Here is a 25,459-nt window from a genome sequence, read left to right as displayed (position 1 = left end):
AGGCTGCATTGCAAGGAGTCTAGATGAGTTCGGATAGCGCCTACGCGGTCGAGTTGAAGGGGGTCACCTTCAAACGCGGTTCGCGCAGCATTTTCAGCAATGTCGACATCCGTATCCCCCGCGGCAAGGTCACCGGCATCATGGGGCCTTCCGGGTGCGGCAAGACAACCCTGCTGCGCCTGATGGGCGCGCAGTTGCGCCCCACCAGTGGCGAAGTCTGGGTAGGCGGGCAGAACCTGCCGGCCCTGTCGCGCAGCGACCTGTTCGATGCCCGCAAGCAGATGGGGGTGCTGTTTCAGAGCGGTGCGCTGTTTACCGACCTGGATGTCTTCGAGAACGTGGCCTTCCCGCTGCGCGTGCACACCCAGTTGTCCGACGAGATGATTCGCGACATCGTCCTGATGAAACTGCAGGCCGTGGGCCTGCGCGGTGCCATCGATCTGATGCCGGACGAGCTGTCAGGCGGCATGAAGCGCCGTGTGGCGCTGGCCCGGGCGATTGCGCTGGATCCGCAGATTCTCATGTACGACGAGCCTTTCGTCGGCCAGGACCCTATCGCCATGGGCGTTCTGGTGCGCCTGATCCGCCTGCTCAACGACGCCCTGGGCATCACCAGTATCGTCGTCTCGCACGACCTGGCCGAGACCGCGAGCATTGCCGACTACATCTATGTGGTCGGTGATGGCCAGGTACTGGGGCAGGGCACGCCGGACGAACTGATGGGGTCGGACAACCCGCGTATCCGCCAGTTCATGAAGGGCGATCCGGACGGTCCGGTGCCATTCCACTTTCCTGCGCCAGACTACCGCGCCGATCTGCTGGGGACGCGTTGATGCGCAGAAAATCCATACTCGAACGCATTCGCCTGTTCGGGCGCGCCGCCATCGACGTGCTGGCCGTGCTCGGGCGCTCGTGCCTGTTCCTCTTCCATGCCCTGGCCGGACGCGGCGGCATCGGTGGCGGCTTCCAGCTGTTGACCAAGCAGCTCTATTCGGTGGGTGTGCTGTCGCTGGCGATCATCGTGGTATCCGGCATGTTCATCGGCATGGTGCTGGCCCTGCAGGGCTATAGCATCCTCACCAAGTACGGCTCCGAGCAGGCCGTCGGCCAGATGGTCGCCTTGACGCTGCTGCGCGAGCTGGGACCGGTCGTCACGGCGCTGCTGTTCGCCGGGCGTGCGGGTTCGGCGCTGACGGCCGAGATCGGCAACATGAAGTCCACCGAGCAGCTCTCCAGCCTGGAGATGATCGGTGTCGACCCGCTCAAGTACATCGTCGCCCCGCGCCTCTGGGCCGGCTTCATCTCGCTGCCGCTGCTGGCGCTGATCTTCAGCGTGGTCGGCATCTGGGGTGGATCGTGGGTGGCCGTGGACTGGCTGGGGGTCTACGAGGGCTCGTTCTGGGCCAACATGCAGAACAGTGTTTCTTTCAGCGATGACGTGATCAACGGGCTGATCAAAAGCCTGGTGTTTGCCTTCGTCGTCACCTGGATCGCCGTATTCCAGGGGTATGACTGCGAACCCACTTCAGAGGGGATCAGCCGTGCCACCACCAGGACCGTGGTCTATGCCTCGTTGGCAGTCCTGGGTCTGGACTTTATTCTGACCGCCTTGATGTTTGGAGATTTCTGATGCAAAACCGCACCCTGGAAATCGGTGTCGGCCTGTTCCTCCTGGCCGGGATCCTGGCGCTGCTGCTGCTGGCCCTGCGTGTCAGCGGCCTGTCGGCCAGTCCGACCAGCGACACCTATAAAGTTTATGCGTACTTCGACAATATCGCCGGTTTGACTGTCAGAGCTAAAGTGACCATGGCCGGTGTGACCATCGGCAAGGTCACGGCCATCGATCTGGATCGCGATTCCTATACCGGTCGGGTCACCTTGCAACTGGACAAGTCGGTCGACAATCTGCCGACCGATTCCACTGCTTCGATCCTGACCGCCGGGTTGCTCGGCGAGAAGTACATCGGCATCAGCGTGGGCGGTGAAGAGCAGGTGCTCAAGGATGGCAGCACCATCCACGACACCCAGTCGGCCCTGGTGCTGGAAGATCTGATTGGCAAGTTCCTGCTCAACTCCGTTGGCAAGGAACCGAAAGAAGCCCAACCAGCTAATTGAGGAGTTTCCATGATTTCGATCCTGCGACGTGGCCTGCTGGTCCTGCTGGCGGCCTTCCCCCTGATGGCCCTGGCGGCGCCGGGCCAGTCTCCGCGCGACGTGGTTCAGGGCACCACCACTGAACTGCTGTCCGACCTCAAGGCGAACAAGGCGCAGTACAAGTCCAACCCGACCGCTTTCTATGATGCGCTCAATCGCATCCTTGGCCCGGTGGTCGACGCTGACGGCATCTCCCGGAGCATCATGACCGTCAAGTACTCGCGCAAGGCCACGCCCGAGCAGATGCAGCGCTTCCAGGAGAATTTCCGCCGCAGCCTGTTCCAGTTCTACGGCAACGCACTGCTTGAATACGACAACCAGGGCATCACCGTCGATCCAGCCAAGCCGGATGATGGCCAGCGTGCTTCGGTGGGCATGAAGGTGTCTGGCAACAATGGCGCGGTATACCCGGTCCAGTACACCCTGGAAAACATCGGTGGTGAGTGGAAGGTGCGTAATGTCATCGTCAATGGCATCAATATCGGCAAGCTGTTCCGCGACCAGTTCGCCGACGCGATGAACCGTAATGGCAACAACCTCGACAAGACCATCGACGGCTGGGCTGGCGAAGTGGCCAAGGCCAAGGAAGCTGCCGACAGCTCTCCAGAGAAGACGGTCAAATGAGTGAAGCCGACATGACGATGACCGAGCCAGGTGTCTTGCGCCTGGCCGGGGTGCTGGACTATCGCAGCGGGCCGGCCCTGCGCAAGCAGGGCAAGGCCTTGATCGCCGCCAGCCGCGAGCAGCGGCTGGTGCTCGACTGCTCGGCCGTGAGCAAGTCCAGCAGCGTGGGGTTGTCATTGTTGCTGGCGTTCATGCGGGATGCCCAGGCTGCTGGCAAGGCCTGGGAAGTACGCGGCATGCCTGCAGACATGCGTGAAATCGCCGAGGTCTACGACCTCGATGAAGTGCTGGCGGGCTGATGGCCCGTCATCAAGGGAAGGCCCCTCGGTCAGCGCGTCCTCCTATGGGCTTCGCAGGCGAGGGGCTTTTTTGTATCATGGCCGACCCGCGCGCACTGGGCGCCGATTGAGGTTGAGCATGCAGGCCTTAGAAGTTAAGAGCTTCCTTGAAGAAAAACTGCCGGGAACCCGGGTCGAAGTTGAAGGCGAAGGCTGCAACTTCCAGTTGAACGTGATCAGCGACGAGCTGGCCGGCCAGAGCCCGGTCAAGCGTCAGCAGGCGATCTATGCTCACCTGAATCCGTGGATCGCCAACGGCAGCATCCATGCGGTAACGATGAAATTTTTCAGCAGCGCAGCCTGGGCTGAGCGCACCTGAGCCAACGTTGGCGGCGAGATTGAAATGGACAAACTGATTATTACTGGCGGCGCGCGCCTCGACGGCGAGATCCGCATTTCCGGCGCGAAGAACGCGGCCCTGCCGATTCTGTCGGCCACGCTCCTGGCCGATGGCCCGGTCACCGTCGGCAACCTGCCGCACCTGCACGACATCACCACCATGATCGAGCTGTTCGGGCGCATGGGCATCGAGCCTGTGATCGACGAGAAGCTGGCGGTGGAGATCGATCCGCGCACCATCAAGACGTTGGTTGCGCCCTACGAGCTGGTCAAGACCATGCGCGCCTCGATCCTGGTACTCGGCCCGATGGTCGCCCGCTTCGGCGAGGCCGAAGTCGCCTTGCCAGGTGGCTGCGCCATCGGTTCGCGTCCGGTCGACCTGCACATCCGTGGCCTTGAAGCAATGGGCGCGAAGATCGAAGTCGAAGGCGGTTACATCAAGGCCAAGGCCCCTGAAGGCGGCCTGCGTGGTGCGCACTTTTTCTTCGACACGGTCAGCGTGACCGGTACCGAGAACATCATGATGGCTGCTGCGCTCGCCAAGGGCCGCAGCGTGCTGCAGAACGCCGCGCGCGAGCCTGAAGTGGTCGACCTGGCCAACTTCCTGATCGCCATGGGTGCGAAGATCCAGGGCGCCGGTACCGACACCATCACCATCGATGGTGTCGAGCGCCTGCACTCGGCCAGCTACCGTGTGATGCCCGACCGTATCGAGACCGGTACCTACCTCGTCGCTGCTGCTGTTACCGGCGGCCGCGTCAAGGTCAAGGACACCGATCCGACCATCCTCGAAGCCGTCCTCGAGAAGCTCAAGGAAGCTGGTGCCGACATCACGACCGGTGAAGACTGGATCGAGCTGGACATGCACGGCAAGCGGCCCAAGGCCGTCAACCTGCGTACCGCGCCGTATCCGGCATTCCCGACCGACATGCAGGCACAGTTCATCTCCCTCAACGCCATTGCCGAAGGCACGGGCGCCGTGATCGAGACGATCTTCGAAAACCGCTTCATGCACGTGTACGAGATGCACCGCATGGGCGCGCAGATCCAGGTCGAGGGCAATACCGCCATCGTCACCGGGGTCAAGGCGCTCAAGGGTGCGCCCGTGATGGCTACCGACCTGCGCGCTTCGGCGAGCCTGGTGCTGTCTGCGCTGGTCGCCGAAGGTGATACCCTGATCGACCGCATCTACCACATCGACCGTGGTTACGAGTGCATCGAGGAAAAACTGCAGATGCTGGGCGCGAAGATCCGTCGCGTACCGGGCTAGTAGCGCTCTCTGCCTGTGATCGGCACACGGACGTGCCAGCCGAATCGAACACGGCCAGGTCGATGACCTGGCCGGCTGTAGCCGCTTAAGGACCGACGTTGCAATGTTGACCATCGCGCTTTCCAAAGGCCGTATTCTCGACGATACCCTGCCGCTGCTGGCCGAGGCCGGTATCGTGCCGACCGAGAACCCGGACAAGAGCCGCAAGCTGATCATCCCCACCACGCAGGACGACGTGCGCCTGCTCATCGTGCGTGCCACCGACGTGCCGACCTACGTCGAGCATGGTGCCGCCGACCTGGGTGTGGCCGGCAAGGACGTGTTGATGGAATACGGCGGCCAAGGTCTGTACGAGCCGCTCGACCTGCAGATCGCCAAGTGCAAGTTGATGACCGCTGGCGTCGTTGGTGCACCCGAGTCCAAGGGGCGTCTGCGTGTGGCCACCAAGTTCGTCAACGTAGCCAAGCGCTATTACGCCGAACAAGGCCGCCAGGTCGACATCATCAAACTCTATGGCTCCATGGAGCTGGCCCCGCTGATCAACCTCGCCGACAAGATCATCGACGTGGTGGATACCGGCAACACCCTGCGCGCCAATGGCCTCGAGCCACAGGAGCTGATCGCCACGATCAGTTCGCGCCTGGTGGTGAACAAGGCCTCCATGAAGATGCAGCACGCCCGTATCCAGAATCTCATCGACACCCTGCGCAAGGCTGTCGAATCGCGACACCGCGGCTGACTTCTGCGCGCGACCTTCGCTGTCGCGCCCGTCTATCCGCGTCATAGCCACTTTTCTCGGGTGCCCGCGCGGATGGACTGGTAGCCTAGGGCGCCTGAGCATTCGCCAATAAAACGAGGCCCTCGTCATGACCGTGTCCACTGCAATTGCCCGTCTCAACGCTGCTGATCCGGATTTCGCGCGACATCTGGATCATCTGCTGAGCTGGGAAAGCGTGTCCGATGACGCGGTCAACCAGCGGGTGCTCGACATCATCAAGGCCGTGCGCGAGCGTGGCGATGCGGCGCTGGTGGAGTTCACCCAGCGTTTCGATGGCGTTGATGCCAAGTCCATCGATGACCTGATCCTGGGTCGCGAGCGCCTGGAACTGGCCCTGACTCGGATCTCCGCAGCCCAGCGCGAGGCGCTGGAAACTGCCGCCAACCGCGTGCGCAGCTACCACGAACGACAGAAGCAGGATTCCTGGCAGTACACCGAGGCTGATGGCACCGTGCTCGGCCAGAAAGTCACCCCGCTCGATCGCGCAGGGCTGTACGTGCCTGGCGGCAAGGCGTCGTACCCGTCATCGGTACTGATGAATGCCATCCCCGCCAAGGTGGCCGGTGTCGGTGAGGTGGTCATGGTGGTGCCGACCCCGCGTGGAGAGATCAACGAGCTGGTGCTGGCTGCGGCCTGTATCGCCGGCGTCGATCGCGTGTTCACCGTCGGTGGCGCGCAGGCAGTCGCGGCGTTGGCCTACGGCACCGAGAGCGTGCCGCAGGTCGACAAGATCGTCGGTCCCGGCAATATCTACGTAGCCACCGCCAAACGCCATGTGTTCGGCCAGGTCGGCATCGACATGATCGCCGGACCCTCGGAAATCCTCGTGGTATGCGATGGCCAGACCGACCCGGACTGGATCGCCATGGACCTGTTCTCCCAGGCCGAGCACGACGAAGATGCGCAGGCGATCCTGGTCAGCCCTGATGCGGCCTTCCTCGACCGCGTGGCGGCCAGCATCGACAAGCTGCTGCCCACCATGGAGCGCGCCGAGATTATCGAGAAGTCGATCAACGGTCGAGGCGCCCTGATCCAGGTACGTGACATGCAGCAGGCCATCGAGGTTGCCAACCGCATCGCCCCGGAACACCTCGAATTGTCGGTCGCCGACCCGCAGGCCTGGTTGCCGCAGATCCGCCATGCCGGCGCGATCTTCATGGGCCGCCACACCAGCGAGGCCCTGGGTGACTACTGTGCAGGCCCTAACCACGTGTTGCCCACATCCGGCACCGCACGGTTCTCTTCACCGCTGGGGGTGTATGACTTCCAGAAGCGTTCGTCGATCATCTTCTGCTCCGAGCAGGGCGCATCCGAGCTCGGTCACACTGCATCCGTACTGGCCCGTGGCGAGTCGCTGACCGCCCACGCCCGTAGCGCCGAATACCGCATCCTCAACGAGAAGGGGAACTGAACATGAGTCGATTCTGGAGCCCCTTCGTCAAGGACCTGGTGCCTTACGTGCCGGGTGAGCAGCCCAAGCTGGCTCGCCTGGTCAAGCTCAATACCAACGAAAACCCCTATGGGCCTTCGCCCAAGGCGTTGGAGGCCATGCGTGGCGAGTTGAGCGACAACCTGCGCCTGTACCCGGATCCGAATAGCGACCGGCTCAAGCAGGCTGTGGCTGATTACTACAAGGTCAACCCGCAGCAGGTCTTCGTCGGCAACGGTTCGGACGAAGTGCTGGCGCACATCTTCCACGGCCTGTTCCAGCATGGCGCGCCGCTGCTGTTCCCGGATATCAGCTACAGCTTCTATCCGGTGTACTGCGGCTTGTACGGTATCGACTTCGAGCAGGTGGCGCTGGACGAGCAGTTCCAGATCCGCATCGAGGACTACAACAAGCCCAATGCCGGGATCATCTTCCCCAACCCTAACGCTCCGACTGGCTGCCTGCTGCCGCTCGAGGCCATCGAGCGCTTGCTCCAGGCCAATCGCGACTCGGTGGTGGTCGTGGACGAAGCCTACATCGACTTTGGCGGCGAAACCGCCATCGCACTGGTGGACCGCTATGACAATTTGCTGGTGACCCAGACCCTGTCCAAGTCTCGCTCGCTGGCGGGTCTGCGGGTGGGGCTGGCCGTGGGGCATCCGGACCTGATCGAGGCACTGGAGCGGATCAAGAACAGCTTCAACTCCTATCCGCTCGATCGCATGGCGATCGTCGGTGCGGCGGCAGCGTTCGAAGATCGCGCTTACTTCGACGAGACCTGCCGCAAGGTCATCGACAGCCGCGAGGCGCTGGTCGAGCAGTTGACGGCGCGGGGCTTCGAGGTGCTGCCATCGGCGGCCAACTTCATCTTCGCCCGGCACCCGCAACAGGATGCGGCTGAACTGGCGGCGCGCCTGCGTGAGCAGGGGGTGATCGTGCGGCACTTCAAGCAGGCACGGATCGCGCAGTTCCTGAGGATCACCGTTGGAACGCCGGAGATGAACCTGGCGTTGATCGATGCGTTGAACGGGTAGTTCGCGTCGTTCCTCTCGCGGGGCAAGTCGGATCGCTGCATCGCCGCTCCGACTTGCCCCGCGATGCTTTTCAGCGCTATTGTTGCCACTTGTAAATTCATCCGATGACTGGACGTTAGTATGTCCCTGTTGATCAAGCGCTCCCTGGTGGAGCAAGCCGTGGACCAATTGCGCGAGCGCATTGCCCAGGGCGCCTGGGCTGTGGGGCAGCGCCTGCCCACCGAGCCGGAACTGGCCCTGGAACTGGGCATCAGCCGCAATACCGTGCGTGAGGCCATGCGTGTGCTGGCCTTCAGTGGTCTGGTAGAAGTGCGCCAGGGCGACGGCAGCTATCTGCGCACCGCCCAAGACCCTTTGCAGGCCGTGCAGGCCATCTCGCGCTGCACGGTCGAGCAGGCCCGCGAGACCCGTTGCATCCTCGAAGCCGAGGCCATCGGCCTCGCCGCCCTGCGGCGCACCGACGATGATCTGCGCGACTTGCGCGAGGCCCTGGAGCGCAGCTGTGGGCACTTCCACGGCGATCTGGACACCTATGTGGCCTGTGACCTGGTGTTCCATCAGCGCCTGGTGGACGCTGCGCACAACCCCGCACTGAGCGAGTTGTACCGCTACTTTTCCAGCGTCGTCGCTGCAGCGGTGCAGCACAACATGAGTGCGCTTCCCCGCAGTCAACGCGTGTTCGACCTGCATGTGCAGATCCTCGACGCCATCGAACAACGCGACCCGGACGCGGCCAAGCGCCTGAGCCGGGCCCTCATCGAATCTTGAGCCCGAGTGCCCCATGCCTGAACAACTGACGCCCAACCGCTCCAAGCACGACCCTGAACTCGATGAGCTGCTGATCGATGCCGAGGCTGACGACGAACAAGTCCAGCAGCAACCGGTGGTGTTGCGCCGACCTTGGTTGCTGTTGCTGGGTTTGGTGCTGGTCGCGCTGAACCTGCGCCCGGCGCTGTCGAGCATGGCGCCAGTGCTGGGCCAGGTGTCCGAGGGGCTGGGGCTCAATGCTTCCGCGGCAGGTTTACTGACGACCTTGCCAGTCCTGTGCCTGGGCCTGTTCGCGCCACTGGCGCCGATCCTGGCACGTCGTTTCGGCAGCGAGCGGGTGATTCTGGGCATCCTCCTGACCCTGGCGCTGGGGATCCTGCTGCGCAGTGCACTCGGTGCGACCGGGGTATTCGTCGGCAGCCTGATCGCCGGTGCCAGCATCGGCATCATCGGCGTGCTGCTACCGGGCATCGTCAAGCGTGATTTCCCCGCTCATGCCGGCACCCTGACGGGCGTCTACACCATGGCCCTGTGCCTTGGCGCAGCGATGGCCGCGGGCAGCACCGTGCCCTTGAGTCAGTACTTCGGCGACAGTTGGGCCATGGGGCTGGGCTTCTGGCTGTTGCCCGCGCTGCTGGCGATGCTGGTGTGGGCGCCCCAGGCGCGCCAAGGGCATGGCGCGCACCAGGTGGCCTATCGGGTGCGTGGGCTGTGGCGCGATCGGTTGGCCTGGCAGGTAACGTTGTACATGGGGCTGCAGTCCTCGCTGGCCTACATCGTGTTCGGCTGGCTGCCGTCGATTCTCATCGGTCGTGGCCTGAGCCCCACGCAAGCCGGTCTGGTGCTTTCGGGGTCGGTGCTGGTGCAGCTGATCAGCTCGCTCAGTGCGCCCTGGCTGGCGACCCGCGGCAAGGATCAGCGGCTGGCGATCGTGGTGGTGATGCTGGTCACCCTCGGCGGCTTGTTCGGATGCCTGTATGCGCCAATCTCGGGGCTGTGGGGCTGGGCGGTGCTGCTGGGTCTGGGGCAAGGCGGGACTTTCGCCCTGGCCTTGACCCTGATCGTGCTGCGGTCGAAGGATTCGCACGTGGCGGCGAACCTTTCGAGCATGGCCCAGGGCGTCGGTTACACGCTGGCTTCGATGGGCCCGTTCGCTGTCGGGTTGGTGCATGACCTCACCGGTGGCTGGGCTGCGGTCGGTTGGATTTTCGCGGTGCTGGGGCTGGGTGCGATCGTCTTCGGTCTGGGGGCCGGGCGGGCGCTGCATGTGCAGGTCGTCAGCGAGCGGGTGTGAAACCGGTGCGACGCTGGATGCATTCATGGCGCAAATGACCATGGCGCGAAGGCGTGGCGCGGATTATCGTGCAGCTCTCGATTCCCTGGACGGACCTGCCCCATGAGCGACGCCAACAGCGCCCTGATCACCCGTTTTTATCAGGCCTTCCAGCGCCTGGACGCCGAGGCCATGGTGGCCTGCTACAGCGATGACATCGTTTTCAGCGATCCGGCCTTCGGTACCTTGCGCGGCCAGGACGTGGGTGACATGTGGCGGATGCTGACCACCCGCGCCAAGGACTTCTCCCTGACCTTCGACAGCGTGCGCGCGGATGCGCGGGGTGGCAGTGCCCATTGGGTCGCCACCTACCTGTTCAGCCAGACCGGCCGTACCGTGGTCAATGATATCCAGGCTCGTTTCGTGTTCCGTGACGGCTTGATCTGTCAGCATGACGACAGTTTCGACCTGTGGCGTTGGTCGCGCCAAGCCCTTGGTACGCCTGGTCTGATACTGGGGTGGAGCCCTCTGGTAAGAAACAAGGTCCGCCAGCAGGCCACCAAGGGCCTGCGGGCATTCCAGGCGCGCTGATCGCTTTTTCAGGACGTGGGAACCGCCTGTTCGTTACTGTGATAGCTGAACGTGGCCTTGTCATGGGCCTGCTGCGGCATGCGGATGCGGATGATCGGGATGTAGGCGCCGTAGGTCTCGTACCAGTCCTTCTGGTCCGCCTGTGCTTGCTCGAGCGCCCCCCACATGCCTTCGATGTGGAAGAACGACTGGATCGGCAGTCTGTGGGATTGGTGCTCTTCCCAGGCTTGAACGATGACTTCATTCCAAGGGAATGGTAGTTCGGAGGCGAACATTCGCTGTGCCGTCAGGCTCTGGTAGAAGGCGTCGGCCCGCTCGCTCTTGCGGACGTCACGGACATCGAATGCGCATTGGCGCTTGTAGTCCCCGGAGCGGCGGAACTCGTCGATCCAGGCCTGCGCGGTCGTGATGCCTTGCTCATGGCACAGGCGCTCGGTCGAGGTGGTTTGGCTGTTGTTGCCACAGCCTTGTTGTTCGCGCGTCCAGGTATCGCCATCGGTTGGCCAGGCGCACAGCACCTGATAGCTGATCGACCCTGCCGGGCGCTGCATGCGCGGGTACAGGGTAAAGCCGCTGCGGGCGTCGGCAGCCAGGCTTGTGATCGGCAGGTCGGTGCGCAGGTAGGAGAACGAGACGCCGCCTTTTTCCTTGTTGTTCGGGCTATGATGCCAGGTGTGATACTTGGGGGATGGTTTGGTCGCGCGGATCAGTACGCCCGAACAACCGTGGGCCGGAATGGCCGAACCCCCACAGTCAACCGGTGCAGCATCATAGTTTTCCTGCATCTGCGCAGCGGTTCGCTCGCCGAGCGACGCCTGGGCCAGGAATGGCGTTAGCAGCGCAGCTGTGGCTAGTAGCCGGGAACATTTTTTCAACATGGTAGAGCCCTGGATATGGATGGGCTCTCCAAACTAATGACACTCAGGATCCCTGTGGCGAGTGAAGATATTCCCGAACGGGAGGCCAAGCCCTGGTACGTGTACCTCGTGCGGGCGGCCAATGGCTCGCTGTATTGCGGCATCAGTGACGATCCGCAGCGACGCTTCCAGAAGCATCAGAAAGGGCAGGGCGCGCGTTATTTCAAGACCAGCCCGGCGCAGGCGTTGGTCTATGTCGAGCAATGGCCGGACAAAGGCGAAGCCCTGCGTCAGGAGCGGCTGGTGAAAAAGCTGCGCAAATCGGCGAAGGAGGCGCTGGTCGCCTCCTTCGCGCAGGGTGGGGCGGCGGTCGAACTCAGTCCTTGCGGCGCTTGAGCTGATCGATCAGTTGTGTCGGAAGGCCCTTGATCACCAGGGTTCCGGCTTCTTCGTCATACTCGATCTTCGAGCCCAGCAGGTGGGCCTCGAAGCTGATCGACAGACCCTCGGCACGTCCAGTGAAACGGCGGAACTGGTTCAGGGTGCGTTTGTCCGCAGGAATTTCCGGCGACAGGCCGTAGTCCTTGTTGCGGATGTGGTCGAAGAACGCCTTGGGGCGGTCTTCGTCGATCAGGCTCGACAGTTCCTCCAGGGTGATCGGCTCGCCCTGCTTGGTCTGGCTGGTGGCATAGTCAACCAGGGTCTGGGTCTTCTCGCGCGCCGCTTCCTCGGGCAGATCCTCGCTTTCGACGAAGTCGCTGAACGCCTTGAGCAGGGTTCGGGTTTCACCAGGGCCATCGACACCTTCCTGACAGCCGATGAAATCGCGGAAGTAGTCCGACACCTTCTTGCCGTTCTTACCCTTGATGAAGGAAATGTACTGCTTCGAGTGCTGATTGTTCTTCCACTCGGACAGGTTGATTCGCGCGGCCAGGTGCAGTTGCCCCAAGTCCAGGTGGCGCGACGGGGTGACGTCGAGTTCGGCGTTCACCGCCACACCTTCGCTGTGGTGCAGCAGGGCGATGACCAGGTACTCGGTCATGCCTTGCTGATAATGGGCGAACAGCACATGACCGCCTGTGGACAGGTTCGACTCTTCCATCAGCTTCTGCAGGTGCTCGACTGCGATGCGACTGAAGGTGGTGAAGTCCTTTTCCTCTTCCTGATACTGCTTGAGCCAGCCACTGAGCGGATAGGCGCCGGACTCTCCGTGGAAGAAGCCCCAGGCCTTGCCCTGTTTGGCGTTATAGCTGTCGTTGAGGTCGGCCAGGAGGTTCTCGATGGCGTCCGACGCCGCCAGTTCGGTGTCTCGCGCATGGAGCACGGCGGGGCTGCCGTCGGGCTTCTTGTCGATCAGGTGAACGATGCAATGACGGATTGGCATGGAATTCTCTGAAAGGATGGGCGGTGCGATACCGCGCTGCAAAGTGGCTCAGTTTACCGCAGGGCAGGGGTGATGCAGTGGCCAGATGTTGGCGGAAATGCCAGTTGTTCGTTTTTTGTTCAAAAACCTGCGCTTTTCGGGCAAACCCCCGAAAAACCTCAATAAAATCACGGCCGACAGCGGATATTTACTGGTTCCTGTGTTAGCTTTGCGCCGTCTTGCGCCCCTTGGGGTGGCGCATTGCTGGCAGCTCGCTTCCGTCGTGTCGAACCAAACGCTGATTTTCGTATCTACATACGCGATTGGCGAGGCTCGCCGGACCTTCCGTGCAGGCCCGATAACGATGAAGCACGCTGCATACCTCTGATTTGATAGGGAAGGAACACCACCATGGCATTGACCAAAGACCAACTGATTGCCGACATCGCCGAAGCCATCGACGCGCCGAAAACCACCGCGCGCAACGCTCTGGAGCAACTGGGCCAGATCGTCGCTGACCAACTGGAAAACGGCGCTGAAATCACCCTGCCAGGCATCGGCAAGCTGAAAGTCTCCGAGCGTCCTGCCCGCACTGGCCGTAACCCTTCGACTGGCGCTGCCATCGAAATCGCTGCCAAGAAAGTCGTCAAATTCGTACCAGCCAAGGTCCTGAACGACGCCATCAACAAGTAATTGTCGATGCTTCATTGAAACCGCGCCCGGCTTGTCCGGGCGCGGTTTTTTCACGCCTGCGCCTTGCCTCGCGCGGCATGCCAGGCGCTGCGCATGGCGTCGTCCTGGAAGCTCCAGGCCACCATGCGGCTCTGTTTCTGGCCCTGGCCCATCTCGACGACGCGCTGGGCTTTCACGCCCGCTTTCTTGAGCGCCGCTTCGATACCCGGCAGGTTGCTGACCTTGGACACCAGGCTGGTGAACCACAGCACCCGCTCGCCGTACTGCACGCTTTCGTTCACCAGTTGGGTGACAAAGCGGATCTCGCCGCCCTCGCACCACAACTCATTGTTCTGCCCGCCGAAGTTCAGCACTGGCAGTTTGCGAGTGGGATCCTGCTTGCCCAGATTCTTCCATTTGCGCTGGCTGCCACGGGTGGCCTCCTCGCGCGAGCCGTGGAAGGGTGGGTTGCACAGGGTCAGGTCGAAGCGTTCGTCGTCCTGCAGCAGGCCGCTGAGGATGTGCTTGCGGTTGGCCTGCTGACGCAGGGTGATGGCCTTTTTCAGGCCATTGGCCTGGACGATCGCCTTGGCCGAGGCCAGCGCCGTGGCGTCGATATCCGAGCCGAGAAAGCGCCAGCGGTAGTCGCTATGGCCGAGCAGCGGGTAGATGCAGTTGGCGCCGACGCCGACGTCCAGCGCGCGTACCTGGGCGCCGCGTGGGACCTGCCCGCCGTTGTCTTCGGCCAGCAGGTCGGCCAGCACGTGGATGTAGTCGGCGCGTCCTGGGATCGGCGGGCACAGGTAGTCCGCGGGGATGTCCCAGTGCTGGATGCCGTACTGGGCCTTTAGCAAGGCACGGTTGAACACGCGCACGGCCTCGGGGTTGGCGAAGTCGATGCTGGGTTTGCCGTGGGGGTTGGTGATGGTGAACCGGGCCAGGTCAGGATGGGCCTTGATCAGGCTGGGGAAGTCGTAGCGGCCCTGGTGGCGATTGCGCGGATGCAGGGTGGGTTTGTTCTGGGTCATGCTCGTGTCCGGTGTCGCTTGCACTGGCCAGAGGCCGCACGGCGGCCCATTCGCGGCCAAGGCCGCTCCCACAGGATAGTGGGGCTCTTTGAAGACAGCCCATTCCTGTGGGAGCGGCCTTGGCCGCGAACGAGGGCGAAGCCCTCGCCGGTCAGTTCAGCAATGTCAGGTTACAGCGCTGCAATCCGCGCATGCTGCTCGGTGAAGTTGGCCATGGCCTGTTCGGACTCGGCCAGCTTGGCGCGTTCCTTCTCGATCACCGCAGGCGGTGCCTTGTCGACGAAGGCGGCGTTGGACAGCTTGCCGCCGACACGCTGGACCTCACCCTGCAGGCGCTGGATTTCCTTGTTCAGGCGTGCAAGCTCGGCGTCCTTGTCGATCAGGCCGGCCATCGGTACCAGTACCTGCAGATCGCCCACCAGTGCGGTGGCCGACAGCGGCGCTTCGTCCTGCTCGCCGAGTACGGTGAAGGTCTCGACCTTGGCCAGCTTCTTGAGCAGCGCTTCGTTTTCCTGCAGGCGACGCTGGTCGTCGGCATTGGCGTTCTTCAGGAACAGCGGCAGGGGCTTGCCCGGGCCGATGTTCATCTCGGCGCGGATGTTGCGCAGGCCGACCATCAGCTCCTTGAGCCATTCGATGTCGCCTTCGGCGCCGGCATCGATGCGGCTCTCATTGGCCACCGGCCAAGGCTGCAGCATGATGGTCTTGCCCTGGACGCCCGCCAGCGGCGCGATGCGCTGCCAGATTTCTTCGGTGATGAACGGCATGAACGGATGCGCCAGGCGCAGTACCACTTCCAGCACGCGGACCAGGGTACGGCGAGTACCGCGGGCGCGCTCGATGGGCGCATTCTCATCCCACAGTACCGGCTTGGACAGCTCCAGGTACCAGTCGCAGTACTGGTTCCAGACGAACTCGTACAGCGCCTGGCTGGCCAGGTCGAAGCGGAACTGCTCAAGCTGGCGGGTCACTTCCGCTTCGGTGCGTTGCAGTTGCGAGATGATCCAGCGATCGGCCAGCGACAGCTCGTAGGCCTCGCCGTTCTGGCCGCAGTCCTCGCCTTTGTCCAGCACGTAGCGAGCAGCGTTCCAGATCTTGTTGCAGAAGTTGCGGTAGCCTTCGACGCGGCCCATGTCGAACTTGATGTCACGGCCGGTGGAGGCCAGCGAGCAGAAGGTGAAGCGCAGGGCATCGGTGCCGTAGCTGGCGATACCCTCGGGGAATTCGGCCTTGGTCTGCTTGGCGATCTTCTCGGCGAGCTTGGGCTGCATCAGGCCGCTGGTACGTTTTTCCAGTAGCGCTTCGAGCGTGATGCCGTCGACGATGTCCAGCGGGTCGAGCACGTTGCCCTTGGACTTGGACATCTTCTGGCCTTGGCCATCGCGCACCAGGCCATGCACGTACACGGTCTTGAACGGGACCTGCGGGGTGCCATCCTCGTTCTTGATCAGGTGCATGGTCAGCATGATCATCCGGGCGACCCAGAAGAAGATGATGTCGAAGCCCGTGACCAGTACGTCGGTGGAGTGGAATTTCTTCAGGAACTCGGTCTGTTCGGGCCAGCCGAGCGTGGAGAAGGTCCACAGGCCCGAGCTGAACCAGGTGTCGAGCACGTCGTCGTCCTGGCGCAGGACCACATCGCTGCCCAGGCCGTGCTTGGTCCGCACTTCTTCCTCGTTGCGGCCGACATAGACCTGGCCGGCCTCGTCGTACCACGCCGGGATGCGGTGGCCCCACCACAGTTGGCGGCTGATGCACCAGTCCTGGATGTCGCGCATCCAGGAGAAGTACATGTTCTCGTACTGTTTCGGCACGAACTGGATGCGACCGTCTTCCACGGCGGCGATGGCTGGCTCGGCCAGCGGCTTGGTGGAGACGTACCACTGGTCGGTCAGCCACGGCTCGATGACTGTACCCGAGCGGTCGCCTTTCGGCACTTTCAGGGCGTGGTCATCGACGCTGACCAGCAGCCCCTGCGCATCCAGGTCGGCAACCATTTGCTTGCGCGCCACGAAGCGGTCGAGGCCGGCGTACTGCGCAGGCAGCGAGGTGTCGAGGTTTTCGTTGACGCTGCCATCGAGGTTGAACGCCTGGACCGCGGCGAGCACGGTGGCGTTCTTGTCGAAGATGTTCAGCAGCGGCAGGTTGTGGCGCTTGCCGACTTCATAGTCGTTGAAGTCGTGGGCCGGGGTGATTTTCACGCAGCCGGTACCGAACTCGGGATCGCAGTAGTCGTCGGCGATGATCGGGATGCGGCGTCCGACCAGCGGCAGTTCGACGAACTTGCCGATCAGCGCCTGGTAGCGCTCGTCGGTCGGGTTGACGGCAACGGCGACGTCACCGAGCAGGGTTTCCGGGCGGGTGGTGGCGACGACCAGGTGGTCCTTGCCTTCGGCCGTGGTGGCGCCATCGGCCAGCGGGTAGCGCAGGTTCCACAGGTGGCCTTTCTCGTCGTGGTTCTCCACTTCGAGGTCGGAAATCGCGGTGTGCAGCTTGGTGTCCCAGTTGACCAGACGCTTGCCGCGGTAGATCAGACCATCCTCATGCAGGCGCACGAAGGCTTCCTTGACGGCTTCGGACAGGCCGTCATCCATGGTGAAGCGTTCGCGGCTCCAGTCGACCGACGAACCCAGGCGACGGATCTGGCGGCTGATGTTGCCACCGGACTGATCCTTCCACTCCCAGACCTTCTCCAGGAACTTTTCGCGGCCCAGGTCGTGGCGGTTCTGGCCTTTCGCCTCGAGCTGGCGCTCCACCAGCATCTGCGTGGCGATGCCGGCGTGGTCGGTGCCCGGCTGCCACAGGGTGTCGCGCCCCTGCATGCGGCGGAAGCGGATCAGGGCGTCCATGATCGCGTTGTTGAATCCATGACCCATGTGCAGACTGCCGGTCACGTTCGGCGGTGGGATCATGATGGTGTAGGACTCGCCTGCACCTTGCGGGGCGAAATAGTTCTCGGACTCCCAAGTGTTGTACCAGGAAGTTTCGATGGCGTGCGGCTGGTAGGTCTTATCCATGCGCGGCGGGACCCTTAGGCATAAATACGGAAAAGCCGAAGAGTATACAACGGGCAGGGCGCAGGGGACATGGGATCGTTATATTGCACGACGATGGTGTGCTTTTCGCGGGCAAGCCCGCTCCCACAGGCACACCACAGTTCTCGAGGCTGTGATGTGCCTGTGGGAGCGGGCTTGCCCGCGAAAAGGACGCCGCAAAAGGCGAGTGTTACTCGGAACGCTTGATCAACCGCTCCATCCGCGCTTCGAGGCGACGCTTGACCTCGGTCTCGATGTGCGGAACGAAGTCGTTGATCACATCCTGCATGATCGATTGAGCCGCAGCGCGCAGTTCGGTGTTCAGGTGCAGCAGGGTGTCCTGGCGGCGAGTCTGGGCATCTTCTTCCGGCGCGCTGGCCTGGGCAGGTTCGACGGCGGTTGTCGCGTTGCTGGCCGGCTCATCGAGCAGCAGGGGAATCTGCTCGACCGTTTCGGTCAGCAGCGGCGGCTGCAGGTCGGCGTCGCCAAGCAACTGGCGGATCGACTCGAGATCGTCGAGCAGGTGGGCGGATTGTGTCAGTGAGGAGGGTTTGTCCATCGTCGTCAAAGTCGCTGTAAGCGGTGGTCTTGCAGAGCATAGCCCTGTTCGCGGTAGAAACGGAATCGCTCGCGGGCCAACTGGCGAATGGAGGCCTCTTCGACAACGATCTCGGCGACCCGCTCGAACTGGCCGACGAACCCTGGCACATCACCGCCCAGGTTGATCAGCAGGTCGCGGTGCTCGCCAGCAGTGTCGCCCAGGCCCAATGCGACCCTGGCATCGGCGTGTTGCTCGGCCAGGTCATGGGGCACGAAAGCCTCGCCCTTGAAATGCCACAGGCGTTCATCCAGTGCGTTTCGCTGTTCGTCGTCCTGGCAATGCAGGTAGACCCGGTGGCCGAGGCGCCAGGCCTTTTCGCACAGCTTGCAGGCGAAATCCAGCCGCGCCGACAGCGAGTCGGTGGGCAGGATGTAGAAATCGACTTTGCTCATGTTCGTTCAGCCCGGCCGGCGCCACTCGGGCGCCGGCACTGGTGTGTCAGACGCCCGCGCGATCCAGCAGGTACTGGGTCAGCAGCGGAACAGGACGGCCGGTGGCACCCTTGTCCTTGCCACCGCTGACCCATGCGGTACCGGCGATGTCCAGGTGGGCCCAGCTGTAGTTCTTGGTGAAGCGCGACAGGAAGCAGCCCGCGGTGATGGTGCCGGCTTTAGGGCCGCCGATGTTGGCGATGTCGGCGAACGGGCTGTCCAGTTGTTCCTGGTACTCGTCGAACAGCGGCAGTTGCCAGGCGCGGTCGTCGGCACGCTTGCCAGCGTCGAGCAACTGGCCGACCAAGTCGTCGCTGTTGCCCATCAGGCCCGAGGTGTGGCTGCCCAGGGCGACGATGCAGGCGCCGGTGAGGGTGGCGATGTCGATCACCGCCTGCGGTTTGAAGCGCTCGGCATAGGTCAGCGTGTCGCACAGCACCAGGCGGCCTTCGGCGTCGGTGTTGAGGATCTCGACGGTCTGCCCGCTCATGGTGGTGACGATGTCGCCCGGGCGGGTTGCGCCGCCGCTGGGCATGTTCTCGGCGCAGGCCAGCAGGCACACCAGGTTGATCGGCAACTGCAGCTCGAGCACCGCACGCAGGGTGCCGAACACGCTGGCAGCGCCGCCCATGTCGTACTTCATTTCATCCATGCCGGCACCGGGTTTGAGGCTGATGCCGCCGGTATCGAAGGTGATGCCCTTGCCGACCAGCACGAACGGCTTGTCGGTCTTCTTGGCACCTTGGTATTGCATGACGATCAGGCGTGGCGGCTGGTCGCTGCCCTGACCTACGGCGTAGAACGCGCCCATGCCCAGGTCCTTGATCTTTTTCTCGTCGAGTACTTCGACCTTGAGGCCCTTGTGCGCCTTGCCCAGTTCCTTGGCCTGCTCGGCGAGGAAGCTTGGGTGGCAGATGTTCGGCGGCAGGTTGCCCAGGTCGCGGGTCAGGCTCATGCCGGTGGTGATGGCGGTGGCATGCTTGACCGCACGCTCGACGTCAGCCTGGCCGGCCTTGTCGGCGAGCAGGGTGACTTTCTTCAGGGCACGCGGTTCGGCCTTCTGGCTCTTGAAACGGTCGAACACGTAGCTGCCGTCGAGCAGGGTTTCGGCCAGCAGGCGATATTTGCCGTAATGACCGTCGCGGTTGGCCACGGCGATGTCGTCCAGCGCCAGCACGGCGTCACCGCCTGCCAGGTTGCGCAGCACCCCGGCAACGCTGGCGATCAGTTTGCGCCAGGCACGATCGCCCAGGGCTTCATCCTTGCCGCTGCCAACCAGCAGTACGCGCTCGGCCTTGAGGCCCGGCAGGCTCTGCAGCAGCAGGGTCTGGCCCGGCTTGCCGGCCAGGTCGCCGCGCTTGAGGATGGCGCTGATGGCGCCATCGGTCGCCTGATCAACGGCCTTGGCCACGGTGCCAAGCTTGCGGCCTTCACCGACCGGCACGACCAGGGTGGCGGTTTTCACGGATGCTGCGGCTACGGTCTTTACAACCAGTTCCATGTCAGGTTCCCCGAATGATCTCTGTTGTTGGCCACTGCCGCAGCGTGAGTGCGACAGGCCTGGCCGCGTGCTTGCGTGCCAGTTGAAAAGCGGCCAGTTTGAGCCTGCCGCCGCCTTGCTGACAACCCCGGTCTATGCTTTTGCAGGGCAGCGCCTGCTTCAATGGCGGGGCTTTGTCGCACTTTTACGGTCATGACGTCCGCTGTCATGCGCCGCCAAGTGACAGGCGCGCCCAATCACAGGATAATGCGCGCACTTTTAGATGGAGGTTCGCTTGAGGCGAACCGGCATAGGTCTTGGCTTTACTCAGTCATTGTCTGGCAATCCGCCCCTGACAACCCAGGAGTGTCTGGTTTGATCGTCTTTCGTTATCTGTCCCGCGAGGTCCTGGTGACCTTGAGCGCCGTCAGCGCAGTGCTGTTGGTGATCATCATGAGCGGGCGCTTCATCAAATACCTGGCCCAGGCGGCCCAGGGTGCGCTCGACCCGGGCGTGTTGTTCCTGATCATGGGCTTCCGCCTGCCGGGCTTCCTGCAACTGATCCTGCCGCTGGGCCTGTTCCTCGGTATCCTGCTGGCCTACGGGCGGCTGTATCTCGAAAGCGAGATGACCGTGCTCTCGGCCACCGGCATGAGTCAGCAGCGTCTGCTGACGCTGACGCTGGCGCCGGCTGCGCTGGTTGCGCTGGTGGTTGCCTGGCTGAGCTTGAGCCTGGCCCCCCAAGGTGTGGCCCAGGTGCAGAAGATCATCGCCCAGCAGGATGCCCTGACCGAGTTCGATACGCTCGTGCCGGGTCGTTTCCAGACCCTGCGTGACGGCACGCGCGTCACCTACACCGAGCAGATGTCCGACGACCGCGTCAATCTGGGCGGGGTGTTCATTTCCGAGAAGCGCTTCAACCAGGACAAGACCAAGGACCGCGCACCGTCGGTGCTGGTGGCGGAAAAAGGCCATCAGGAGGTGCAGCCTGATGGCAACCGCTACCTGATCCTGGAAAACGGTTACCGTTACGACGGCAACCCCGGCCAGGCCGACTATCGGGCGATCAAGTACGACACCTACGGTGTACTGCTGCCCAAGCCTGAGGTGAGCGAGGAAGTCACCGAGCGTGAAGCCATCCCGACCACCGACCTGTTCGGGCATGACGGCCTGCGTGAGCGCGCCGAACTGCAATGGCGCCTGTCGCTGCCGCTGCTGGTATTCATCGTGACCCTGCTGGCCGTGCCGCTGGCCAAGGTCAACCCGCGCCAGGGCCGCTTCCTCAAGTTGCTGCCGGCGATCCTCCTGTACATGGCCTACCTGACGATGCTGATTTCCGTTCGCGGCGCCCTCGAGAAGGGCAAGTTGCCGATCTCCCTGGGCATCTGGTGGGTGCACGCGTTGTTCCTGCTCATCGGCCTGGCGCTGATGTACTGGGAGCCGCTGCGCCTGAAGATGGCCGCGCGCCGTGCGGGGGTGGCCCATGGTTAAGATCGACCGCTATATCGGCCAGAGCGTACTGCTGGCCATCCTGGCCGTGCTGGGGATCATCCTCGGCCTGGCCTCGCTGTTCGCCTTCATCGACGAGATGGGCGATTTGAGCGATACCTATACCCTGCTCGACGCCGGCAGCTACGTGCTGCTCACCGCGCCGCGTCGGCTGTATGACATGCTGCCGATGGCTGCGCTGATCGGCTGCCTGATCGGCCTGGGCAGCCTGGCCAGCAGCAGCGAGCTGACCATCATGCGTGCTGCGGGCGTGTCCATCGGTCGTATCGTCTGGGCAGTGATGAAGCCGATGCTGGTGCTGATGCTGGTCGGTCTGCTGATTGGCGAATACGTCGCACCGGTCACCGAGAACAAGGCCCAGGCCGAGCGCTCGCTGGCGCAGGGCGGTGGTGAGGCGCAAAGCTCCAAGCGCGGCATGTGGCACCGCCAGGGCGAAGAGTTCGTGCACATCAACTCGGTACAGCCCAACGGCTTGCTGCTCGGTGTGACCCGCTACCGTTTCGACGAACAACGCAAGATCGTCGCTTCCAGCTTCGCCCGCCGCGCGCTGTACCAGGATCAGCGCTGGGTGCTGCACGACGTCAGCACCACGTTCTTCCGTGGCGACCACACCGAAGTGGTGCAGGCACCGGAAGAAATCTGGGACGTGTCGGTGACGCCGGAATTGCTCAATACCGTGGTGCTGCCACCCGAGTCGTTGTCGATCACCGGGTTGTGGGAATACATCCACTACCTGGCCGACCAGGGTTTGAACAACGCCCGTTACTGGCTGGCGTTCTGGACCAAGATCCTGCAACCCGCAGTGACCGCTGCACTGGTCCTGATGGCGATTTCCTTCATCTTCGGCCCGCTGCGCTCGGTGACCCTGGGTCAGCGCGTGTTTACCGGCGTGCTGGCGGGCTTCGTGTTCCGCATCGCCCAGGACCTGCTGGGGCCGTCGAGCCAGGTGTTCGGTTTCCCGCCGCTGTTGGCGGTGGTGATTCCGGCCGGGATCTGTGCGCTGGCCGGTGTGTGGTTGTTGCGTCGGGCAGGATGATGAGCCAGGCGTGAATGAGAAAGCCGACCCCAGGGTCGGCTTTTTTGTGGCTCGAAGTTGGCTTTATCGCAGCCCAGGGTCATTTCTTCTGCTTCGGAATCCGCACCAACTGGGTTTCCGAGTAGATGTCATGCCAGCTGCGCTTGCGCTTGTCGATCAACGACCAGATGAACCCCAGCCCCAGGCACAACCACGAAGCAATAGACACCACGAAGCGCAACAGCGCCTGCCACAAACTGATCGCGCTGCCGTCGGCATTCTGTACACGCACGCCCCACACCTGCATGCCCAGGGTCTGGCCGCCGTGGGTCCAGAACTTGGCAAAGAAGCCGAACAGGGCAAACAACAGGACGGTGGACAACAGCGGATCGCCATCGAGCGCGCCGGCGTCGGTCAGCTCACGCATGCGGGCCTCGCCGATGATCGACATCTGCACCAACTTGTAGACACCTGCCGTGACGATCAGCAGGGCGGTGCACAGGAGGAAGTCATAGAACATTGCCGCCAGACGGCGCCCCAGGCCTGCGGGCGGGAAATCGCCCTGGGGGGTGAGAGAACGCTTGGACATGCAGGAGGGCTCCGGGTGGAAAGTCCTCATTCTATGAAATTGCAGGCACAAAAAAGCCCCTGCGCGTCAACGCAGGGGCTTTTTCACAGAAATCAGCCTTCTGCTTGTACTTCGTCAGCCTGCATGCCTTTCTGGCCCTGCACTGCAACGAAGGTGACTTTCTGGCCTTCTTTCAGGCTCTTGAAGCCGTTGCCTTGGATGGCGCGGAAGTGAACGAACAGATCCGGACCGCTCTCTGGGGTGATGAAGCCGTAACCTTTCTCGTCATTGAACCACTTGACGGTACCGTTCTGACGCTCAGCCATTTTCTTATTTCCTATGAATCTTTAGATAGTGATTTCAGTTTCTTTCGCATCACACGGCGAAAGAGTACTGGGCTGGGTTGCAGGAAAGTAAGAGACGTCGAACGGGTTGTAGCAAATTGCGGCTACTGGCCCAGGTCACGAACTGTTGCGACCCATGCAAACACAGTGAGAAGACTCTACGCCAACTCCAGCGACAAAAACAAGCCCCGCACGGCGCAGGGATCAAGGCTTTTGCCGATTACCGACAAAATTGTCGGAAACGGCATGGCGCCTGGCCTGGCGCCATGTTCAAAAGTTATTGCGCAGGTTCGTAATCGAATAAGCGCGCTGTTGTGAGATTGCTTTCAACCTCGGTAGTAACGTTGCGCCACGAAAGGCATTTTGCTGACTTTCAGGGCAACTTGTTTGCCGCGCACGACCGCAAACAACGGCGTTTCCAGCGCGGCATGTTCGTTATCGACATACCCCATTGCCACGGGTGCGCCGAGGGTCGGGCCGAAACCACCGCTGCACACCTTGCCGACCGGCGTGCCGTGCGCATCGACAATTTCGGCGCCCTCGCGAACCGGCGTGCGTTCCTGTGGCAGCAGGCCCACGCGTTTGCGGCTCACGCCCTGCTGCTGTTGGGCAAATACGCGGGTGGCGCCCGGGAAACCACCGGCCCGTGCTCCGTCGGCGCGACGAACCTTGGAGATCGCCCACAACAGGCTGGCCTCGATCGGCGTAGTCTCGGTGTCCATGTCGTGGCCGTACAGGCACAGGCCGGCTTCCAGGCGCAGCGAGTCGCGGGCACCCAGGCCGATTGGCTGCACCTCAGGCTCGGCCAGCAGGCGTCGCGCCAGAGCTTCGGCAGCAGTGGCCGGTACCGAGATTTCGTAACCGTCCTCGCCGGTGTAGCCCGAGCGGCTGACGAAGCAGTCCTCACCCTGCAACTGCAACGGGCGGAACTGCATGAAGGTCATGCCGGCCACTTCCGGCGCCAGGCGTTCCAACACCTTGACCGCAGCCGGGCCCTGCAAGGCGAGCAGGGCGCGCTCCTCGAACAAAGGCTGGATCTCGCAGTGCTGGCCGATGTGCTTTTGCAGGTGAGCCAGGTCCTGATCCTTGCAGGCGGCATTGACCACCAGGAACAGTGTGTCGTCACCCAGGTTGGCCACCATCAGGTCGTCGAGGATGCCTCCTTGCTCATTGGTGAACATGGCGTAGCGCTGCATGCCCACCGGCAGGTCGATGATGTCTACTGGCACCAGGCTTTCCAAAGCCTTGGCCGCGTCGCTGCCACGCAGCACGATCTGGCCCATGTGCGACACATCGAACAGGCCGGCCTGCTCGCGGGTGTGCAGGTGTTCCTTGAGCACACCCAGCGGATACTGCACGGGCATGTCGAAGCCTGCGAACGGCACCATGCGCGCGCCCAGCTCCAGGTGAAGGGCGTGCAGCGGGGTCTTGAGCAACGTATCGGACATCGGTAACTCCTTGGTTTTTGTTCGGGTCAACATTCGATGATGTTGACGGCCAGACCGCCGCGGGCGGTCTCCTTGTACTTGCTTTTCATGTCGGCGCCGGTCTGGCGCATGGTGCGGATGACCTTGTCGAGCGAGACGAAGTGCTGCCCGTCGCCGCGCAGGGCCATGCGCACCGCATTGATCGCCTTGACCGAGCCCATGGCGTTGCGCTCGATGCAGGGCACCTGGACCAGCCCACCGATCGGGTCACAGGTCAGGCCCAGGTTGTGTTCCATGCCGATCTCGGCGGCGTTCTCCACCTGTTGCGGGGTACCGCCCATGACTTCGCAGAGGGCGCCCGCCGCCATCGAGCAGGCCACCCCCACTTCGCCCTGGCAGCCGACCTCGGCGCCGGAAATCGAGGCGTTCTCCTTGTAGAGGATGCCGATGGCGGCCGCGGTGAGCAGAAAACGCACCACGCCGTCTTCGCTGGCGCCGGGAACGAAACGCATGTAGTAGTGCAGCACCGCC

29 protein-coding genes are annotated in these 25,459 nt (G+C 62.9%); 18 read left to right on the top strand and 11 right to left on the bottom strand.

Features of this window, described 5'->3' with window-relative positions:
* The first annotated feature begins 23 nt into the window (after positions 1 to 23).
* The 13 genes from VA602_RS11830 (at position 24) to VA602_RS11770 (ending at position 10,598) form a co-directional block, all read left to right on the top strand.
* Positions 24 to 833: an ATP-binding cassette domain-containing protein gene (locus VA602_RS11830; RefSeq protein ID WP_323453285.1), complete on the top strand. Its 810-nt coding sequence runs from the start codon at positions 24 to 26 to the stop codon at positions 831 to 833.
* Complete coding sequence (gene mlaE / locus VA602_RS11825; protein ID WP_063543173.1) at positions 833 to 1,630, top strand: lipid asymmetry maintenance ABC transporter permease subunit MlaE; 798 nt, start codon at positions 833 to 835, stop codon at positions 1,628 to 1,630. Before VA602_RS11830 ends, mlaE begins: the two co-directional genes overlap by 1 nt.
* On the top strand, positions 1,630 to 2,115 hold the full coding sequence (gene mlaD / locus VA602_RS11820) for an outer membrane lipid asymmetry maintenance protein MlaD (RefSeq protein ID WP_054894373.1): 486 nt from the start codon (positions 1,630 to 1,632) through the stop codon (positions 2,113 to 2,115). Before mlaE ends, mlaD begins: the two co-directional genes overlap by 1 nt.
* 9 nt (positions 2,116 to 2,124) lie before the next feature.
* Complete coding sequence (locus tag VA602_RS11815) at positions 2,125 to 2,778, top strand: MlaC/ttg2D family ABC transporter substrate-binding protein (RefSeq protein ID WP_063543175.1); 654 nt, start codon at positions 2,125 to 2,127, stop codon at positions 2,776 to 2,778.
* Positions 2,775 to 3,077 carry an STAS domain-containing protein gene (locus tag VA602_RS11810; protein ID WP_054894371.1) on the top strand — a complete coding sequence of 101 codons (303 nt, stop codon included), beginning with the start codon at positions 2,775 to 2,777 and terminating at the stop codon, positions 3,075 to 3,077. Before VA602_RS11815 ends, VA602_RS11810 begins: the two co-directional genes overlap by 4 nt.
* Before the next feature lie 118 nt (positions 3,078 to 3,195).
* Entirely contained in the window at positions 3,196 to 3,435 is a 240-nt protein-coding gene (locus tag VA602_RS11805) for a BolA family protein (protein WP_054894370.1), read from the top strand.
* A 24-nt stretch (positions 3,436 to 3,459) separates the two neighbouring features.
* Positions 3,460 to 4,725: a UDP-N-acetylglucosamine 1-carboxyvinyltransferase gene (gene murA / locus VA602_RS11800; RefSeq protein ID WP_065863244.1), complete on the top strand. Its 1,266-nt coding sequence runs from the start codon at positions 3,460 to 3,462 to the stop codon at positions 4,723 to 4,725.
* Between the two features lie 103 nt (positions 4,726 to 4,828).
* A complete protein-coding gene (gene hisG, locus VA602_RS11795; RefSeq protein ID WP_323453284.1) occupies positions 4,829 to 5,464 on the top strand; it encodes an ATP phosphoribosyltransferase in 636 nt (211 codons plus the stop codon).
* Positions 5,465 to 5,591: 127 nt separating this feature from the next.
* Positions 5,592 to 6,914, top strand: coding sequence for a histidinol dehydrogenase (gene hisD / locus VA602_RS11790; protein ID WP_054894367.1), 1,323 nt, complete (start codon positions 5,592 to 5,594; stop codon positions 6,912 to 6,914).
* A 2-nt stretch (positions 6,915 to 6,916) separates the two neighbouring features.
* Complete coding sequence (gene hisC / locus VA602_RS11785; protein ID WP_323453283.1) at positions 6,917 to 7,966, top strand: histidinol-phosphate transaminase; 1,050 nt, start codon at positions 6,917 to 6,919, stop codon at positions 7,964 to 7,966.
* A gap of 120 nt (positions 7,967 to 8,086) precedes the next feature.
* On the top strand, positions 8,087 to 8,734 hold the full coding sequence (locus VA602_RS11780; protein WP_054894365.1) for a FadR/GntR family transcriptional regulator: 648 nt from the start codon (positions 8,087 to 8,089) through the stop codon (positions 8,732 to 8,734).
* Positions 8,735 to 8,747: 13 nt separating this feature from the next.
* Positions 8,748 to 10,028 carry a CynX/NimT family MFS transporter gene (locus VA602_RS11775; RefSeq protein ID WP_323453282.1) on the top strand — a complete coding sequence of 427 codons (1,281 nt, stop codon included), beginning with the start codon at positions 8,748 to 8,750 and terminating at the stop codon, positions 10,026 to 10,028.
* 102 nt (positions 10,029 to 10,130) lie between these two features.
* A complete protein-coding gene (locus VA602_RS11770; RefSeq protein WP_151925724.1) occupies positions 10,131 to 10,598 on the top strand; it encodes a nuclear transport factor 2 family protein in 468 nt (155 codons plus the stop codon).
* Between the two features lie 8 nt (positions 10,599 to 10,606).
* Here VA602_RS11770 and VA602_RS11765 read toward each other — a convergent pair whose 3' ends face one another.
* The gene (locus VA602_RS11765) at positions 10,607 to 11,383 is read right to left on the bottom strand and encodes a hypothetical protein (protein WP_323453281.1); all 777 of its coding nucleotides are present in this window, start codon (positions 11,381 to 11,383) and stop codon (positions 10,607 to 10,609) included.
* Between the two features lie 129 nt (positions 11,384 to 11,512).
* Between VA602_RS11765 and VA602_RS11760 the strand changes: the two genes are divergently transcribed.
* Positions 11,513 to 11,851, top strand: a complete 339-nt coding sequence (locus VA602_RS11760; RefSeq protein ID WP_323453286.1) for a GIY-YIG nuclease family protein — start codon at positions 11,513 to 11,515, stop codon at positions 11,849 to 11,851.
* Here VA602_RS11760 and yejK read toward each other — a convergent pair.
* Entirely contained in the window at positions 11,832 to 12,839 is a 1,008-nt protein-coding gene (gene yejK / locus VA602_RS11755) for a nucleoid-associated protein YejK (RefSeq protein ID WP_063543191.1), read from the bottom strand. The two genes, VA602_RS11760 and yejK, sit on opposite strands and share 20 nt — an antisense overlap.
* A gap of 85 nt (positions 12,840 to 12,924) precedes the next feature.
* Between yejK and VA602_RS11750 the strand changes: the two genes are divergently transcribed.
* Complete coding sequence (locus tag VA602_RS11750) at positions 12,925 to 13,206, top strand: hypothetical protein (RefSeq protein WP_323453280.1); 282 nt, start codon at positions 12,925 to 12,927, stop codon at positions 13,204 to 13,206.
* A 23-nt stretch (positions 13,207 to 13,229) separates the two neighbouring features.
* Positions 13,230 to 13,511, top strand: coding sequence for an HU family DNA-binding protein (locus tag VA602_RS11745; RefSeq protein WP_054894359.1), 282 nt, complete (start codon positions 13,230 to 13,232; stop codon positions 13,509 to 13,511).
* Positions 13,512 to 13,561: 50 nt separating this feature from the next.
* Here the strand turns inward: VA602_RS11745 and rlmF are convergent, their stop codons facing one another.
* The 5 genes from rlmF to VA602_RS11720 form a co-directional block, all read right to left on the bottom strand.
* Entirely contained in the window at positions 13,562 to 14,518 is a 957-nt protein-coding gene (gene rlmF / locus VA602_RS11740) for a 23S rRNA (adenine(1618)-N(6))-methyltransferase RlmF (protein WP_323453279.1), read from the bottom strand.
* A 170-nt stretch (positions 14,519 to 14,688) separates the two neighbouring features.
* Positions 14,689 to 17,535, bottom strand: coding sequence for a valine--tRNA ligase (locus VA602_RS11735; protein ID WP_323453278.1), 2,847 nt, complete (start codon positions 17,533 to 17,535; stop codon positions 14,689 to 14,691).
* 208 nt (positions 17,536 to 17,743) lie between these two features.
* Positions 17,744 to 18,112: a DNA polymerase III subunit chi gene (locus VA602_RS11730; RefSeq protein ID WP_323453277.1), complete on the bottom strand. Its 369-nt coding sequence runs from the start codon at positions 18,110 to 18,112 to the stop codon at positions 17,744 to 17,746.
* Positions 18,113 to 18,117: 5 nt separating this feature from the next.
* Positions 18,118 to 18,546 carry a DNA polymerase III subunit chi gene (locus tag VA602_RS11725; protein ID WP_054895503.1) on the bottom strand — a complete coding sequence of 143 codons (429 nt, stop codon included), beginning with the start codon at positions 18,544 to 18,546 and terminating at the stop codon, positions 18,118 to 18,120.
* Positions 18,547 to 18,592: 46 nt separating this feature from the next.
* Entirely contained in the window at positions 18,593 to 20,086 is a 1,494-nt protein-coding gene (locus tag VA602_RS11720; protein ID WP_063543199.1) for a leucyl aminopeptidase, read from the bottom strand.
* Between the two features lie 354 nt (positions 20,087 to 20,440).
* Between VA602_RS11720 and lptF the strand changes: the two genes are divergently transcribed.
* Positions 20,441 to 21,556: an LPS export ABC transporter permease LptF gene (gene lptF / locus VA602_RS11715; RefSeq protein WP_153772659.1), complete on the top strand. Its 1,116-nt coding sequence runs from the start codon at positions 20,441 to 20,443 to the stop codon at positions 21,554 to 21,556.
* A complete protein-coding gene (gene lptG, locus VA602_RS11710; protein WP_323453276.1) occupies positions 21,549 to 22,610 on the top strand; it encodes an LPS export ABC transporter permease LptG in 1,062 nt (353 codons plus the stop codon). The genes lptF and lptG overlap by 8 nt, the downstream gene beginning before the upstream one ends.
* A 79-nt stretch (positions 22,611 to 22,689) precedes the next feature.
* On the opposite strand, the gene VA602_RS11705 is transcribed toward lptG, so the two are convergent.
* From VA602_RS11705 to VA602_RS11690, 4 genes are all read right to left on the bottom strand, one after another.
* Positions 22,690 to 23,178: an RDD family protein gene (locus VA602_RS11705; RefSeq protein ID WP_054895507.1), complete on the bottom strand. Its 489-nt coding sequence runs from the start codon at positions 23,176 to 23,178 to the stop codon at positions 22,690 to 22,692.
* A 92-nt stretch (positions 23,179 to 23,270) separates the two neighbouring features.
* A complete protein-coding gene (locus VA602_RS11700) occupies positions 23,271 to 23,483 on the bottom strand; it encodes a cold-shock protein (protein WP_046854299.1) in 213 nt (70 codons plus the stop codon).
* Positions 23,484 to 23,827: 344 nt separating this feature from the next.
* Positions 23,828 to 24,949: a glycine cleavage system aminomethyltransferase GcvT gene (gcvT, locus tag VA602_RS11695; protein ID WP_153772657.1), complete on the bottom strand. Its 1,122-nt coding sequence runs from the start codon at positions 24,947 to 24,949 to the stop codon at positions 23,828 to 23,830.
* Between the two features lie 26 nt (positions 24,950 to 24,975).
* Positions 24,976 to 25,459: L-serine ammonia-lyase, iron-sulfur-dependent, subunit alpha (locus VA602_RS11690; protein WP_323453275.1), on the bottom strand; the 484-nt coding region annotated here is incomplete at its 5' end.

Origin of the sequence: Pseudomonas machongensis (assembly GCF_034961125.1) — a bacterium.
Classification (GTDB): domain Bacteria; phylum Pseudomonadota; class Gammaproteobacteria; order Pseudomonadales; family Pseudomonadaceae; genus Aquipseudomonas; species Aquipseudomonas machongensis.
Note: the sequence above shows the minus strand (reverse complement) of the source record. Positions and strands in the feature narration are given on the sequence as shown.

What these genes read in the sequence shown, in the direction of transcription:
- hisD (WP_054894367.1), top strand. Translation starts at nt 5,592, where the DNA reads ATGACCGTGTCCACTGCAATTGCCCGTCTCAACGCTGCTGATCCGGAT.
- VA602_RS11810 (WP_054894371.1), top strand. Translation starts at nt 2,775, where the DNA reads ATGAGTGAAGCCGACATGACGATGACCGAGCCAGGTGTCTTGCGCCTG.
- VA602_RS11770 (WP_151925724.1), top strand. Translation starts at nt 10,131, where the DNA reads ATGAGCGACGCCAACAGCGCCCTGATCACCCGTTTTTATCAGGCCTTC.
- VA602_RS11775 (WP_323453282.1), top strand. Translation starts at nt 8,748, where the DNA reads ATGCCTGAACAACTGACGCCCAACCGCTCCAAGCACGACCCTGAACTC.
- VA602_RS11730 (WP_323453277.1), bottom strand. Translation starts at nt 18,112, where the DNA reads ATGGACAAACCCTCCTCACTGACACAATCCGCCCACCTGCTCGACGAT.
- VA602_RS11745 (WP_054894359.1), top strand. Translation starts at nt 13,230, where the DNA reads ATGGCATTGACCAAAGACCAACTGATTGCCGACATCGCCGAAGCCATC.
- rlmF (WP_323453279.1), bottom strand. Translation starts at nt 14,518, where the DNA reads ATGACCCAGAACAAACCCACCCTGCATCCGCGCAATCGCCACCAGGGC.
- VA602_RS11765 (WP_323453281.1), bottom strand. Translation starts at nt 11,383, where the DNA reads ATGCAGGAAAACTATGATGCTGCACCGGTTGACTGTGGGGGTTCGGCC.
- VA602_RS11720 (WP_063543199.1), bottom strand. Translation starts at nt 20,086, where the DNA reads ATGGAACTGGTTGTAAAGACCGTAGCCGCAGCATCCGTGAAAACCGCC.
- lptG (WP_323453276.1), top strand. Translation starts at nt 21,549, where the DNA reads ATGGTTAAGATCGACCGCTATATCGGCCAGAGCGTACTGCTGGCCATC.
- mlaE (WP_063543173.1), top strand. Translation starts at nt 833, where the DNA reads ATGCGCAGAAAATCCATACTCGAACGCATTCGCCTGTTCGGGCGCGCC.
- mlaD (WP_054894373.1), top strand. Translation starts at nt 1,630, where the DNA reads ATGCAAAACCGCACCCTGGAAATCGGTGTCGGCCTGTTCCTCCTGGCC.
- VA602_RS11815 (WP_063543175.1), top strand. Translation starts at nt 2,125, where the DNA reads ATGATTTCGATCCTGCGACGTGGCCTGCTGGTCCTGCTGGCGGCCTTC.
- VA602_RS11700 (WP_046854299.1), bottom strand. Translation starts at nt 23,483, where the DNA reads ATGGCTGAGCGTCAGAACGGTACCGTCAAGTGGTTCAATGACGAGAAA.
- VA602_RS11725 (WP_054895503.1), bottom strand. Translation starts at nt 18,546, where the DNA reads ATGAGCAAAGTCGATTTCTACATCCTGCCCACCGACTCGCTGTCGGCG.
- VA602_RS11705 (WP_054895507.1), bottom strand. Translation starts at nt 23,178, where the DNA reads ATGTCCAAGCGTTCTCTCACCCCCCAGGGCGATTTCCCGCCCGCAGGC.
- VA602_RS11760 (WP_323453286.1), top strand. Translation starts at nt 11,513, where the DNA reads ATGACACTCAGGATCCCTGTGGCGAGTGAAGATATTCCCGAACGGGAG.
- VA602_RS11750 (WP_323453280.1), top strand. Translation starts at nt 12,925, where the DNA reads ATGTTGGCGGAAATGCCAGTTGTTCGTTTTTTGTTCAAAAACCTGCGC.
- gcvT (WP_153772657.1), bottom strand. Translation starts at nt 24,949, where the DNA reads ATGTCCGATACGTTGCTCAAGACCCCGCTGCACGCCCTTCACCTGGAG.
- yejK (WP_063543191.1), bottom strand. Translation starts at nt 12,839, where the DNA reads ATGCCAATCCGTCATTGCATCGTTCACCTGATCGACAAGAAGCCCGAC.
- hisC (WP_323453283.1), top strand. Translation starts at nt 6,917, where the DNA reads ATGAGTCGATTCTGGAGCCCCTTCGTCAAGGACCTGGTGCCTTACGTG.
- VA602_RS11805 (WP_054894370.1), top strand. Translation starts at nt 3,196, where the DNA reads ATGCAGGCCTTAGAAGTTAAGAGCTTCCTTGAAGAAAAACTGCCGGGA.
- murA (WP_065863244.1), top strand. Translation starts at nt 3,460, where the DNA reads ATGGACAAACTGATTATTACTGGCGGCGCGCGCCTCGACGGCGAGATC.
- hisG (WP_323453284.1), top strand. Translation starts at nt 4,829, where the DNA reads ATGTTGACCATCGCGCTTTCCAAAGGCCGTATTCTCGACGATACCCTG.
- VA602_RS11830 (WP_323453285.1), top strand. Translation starts at nt 24, where the DNA reads ATGAGTTCGGATAGCGCCTACGCGGTCGAGTTGAAGGGGGTCACCTTC.
- VA602_RS11780 (WP_054894365.1), top strand. Translation starts at nt 8,087, where the DNA reads ATGTCCCTGTTGATCAAGCGCTCCCTGGTGGAGCAAGCCGTGGACCAA.
- VA602_RS11735 (WP_323453278.1), bottom strand. Translation starts at nt 17,535, where the DNA reads ATGGATAAGACCTACCAGCCGCACGCCATCGAAACTTCCTGGTACAAC.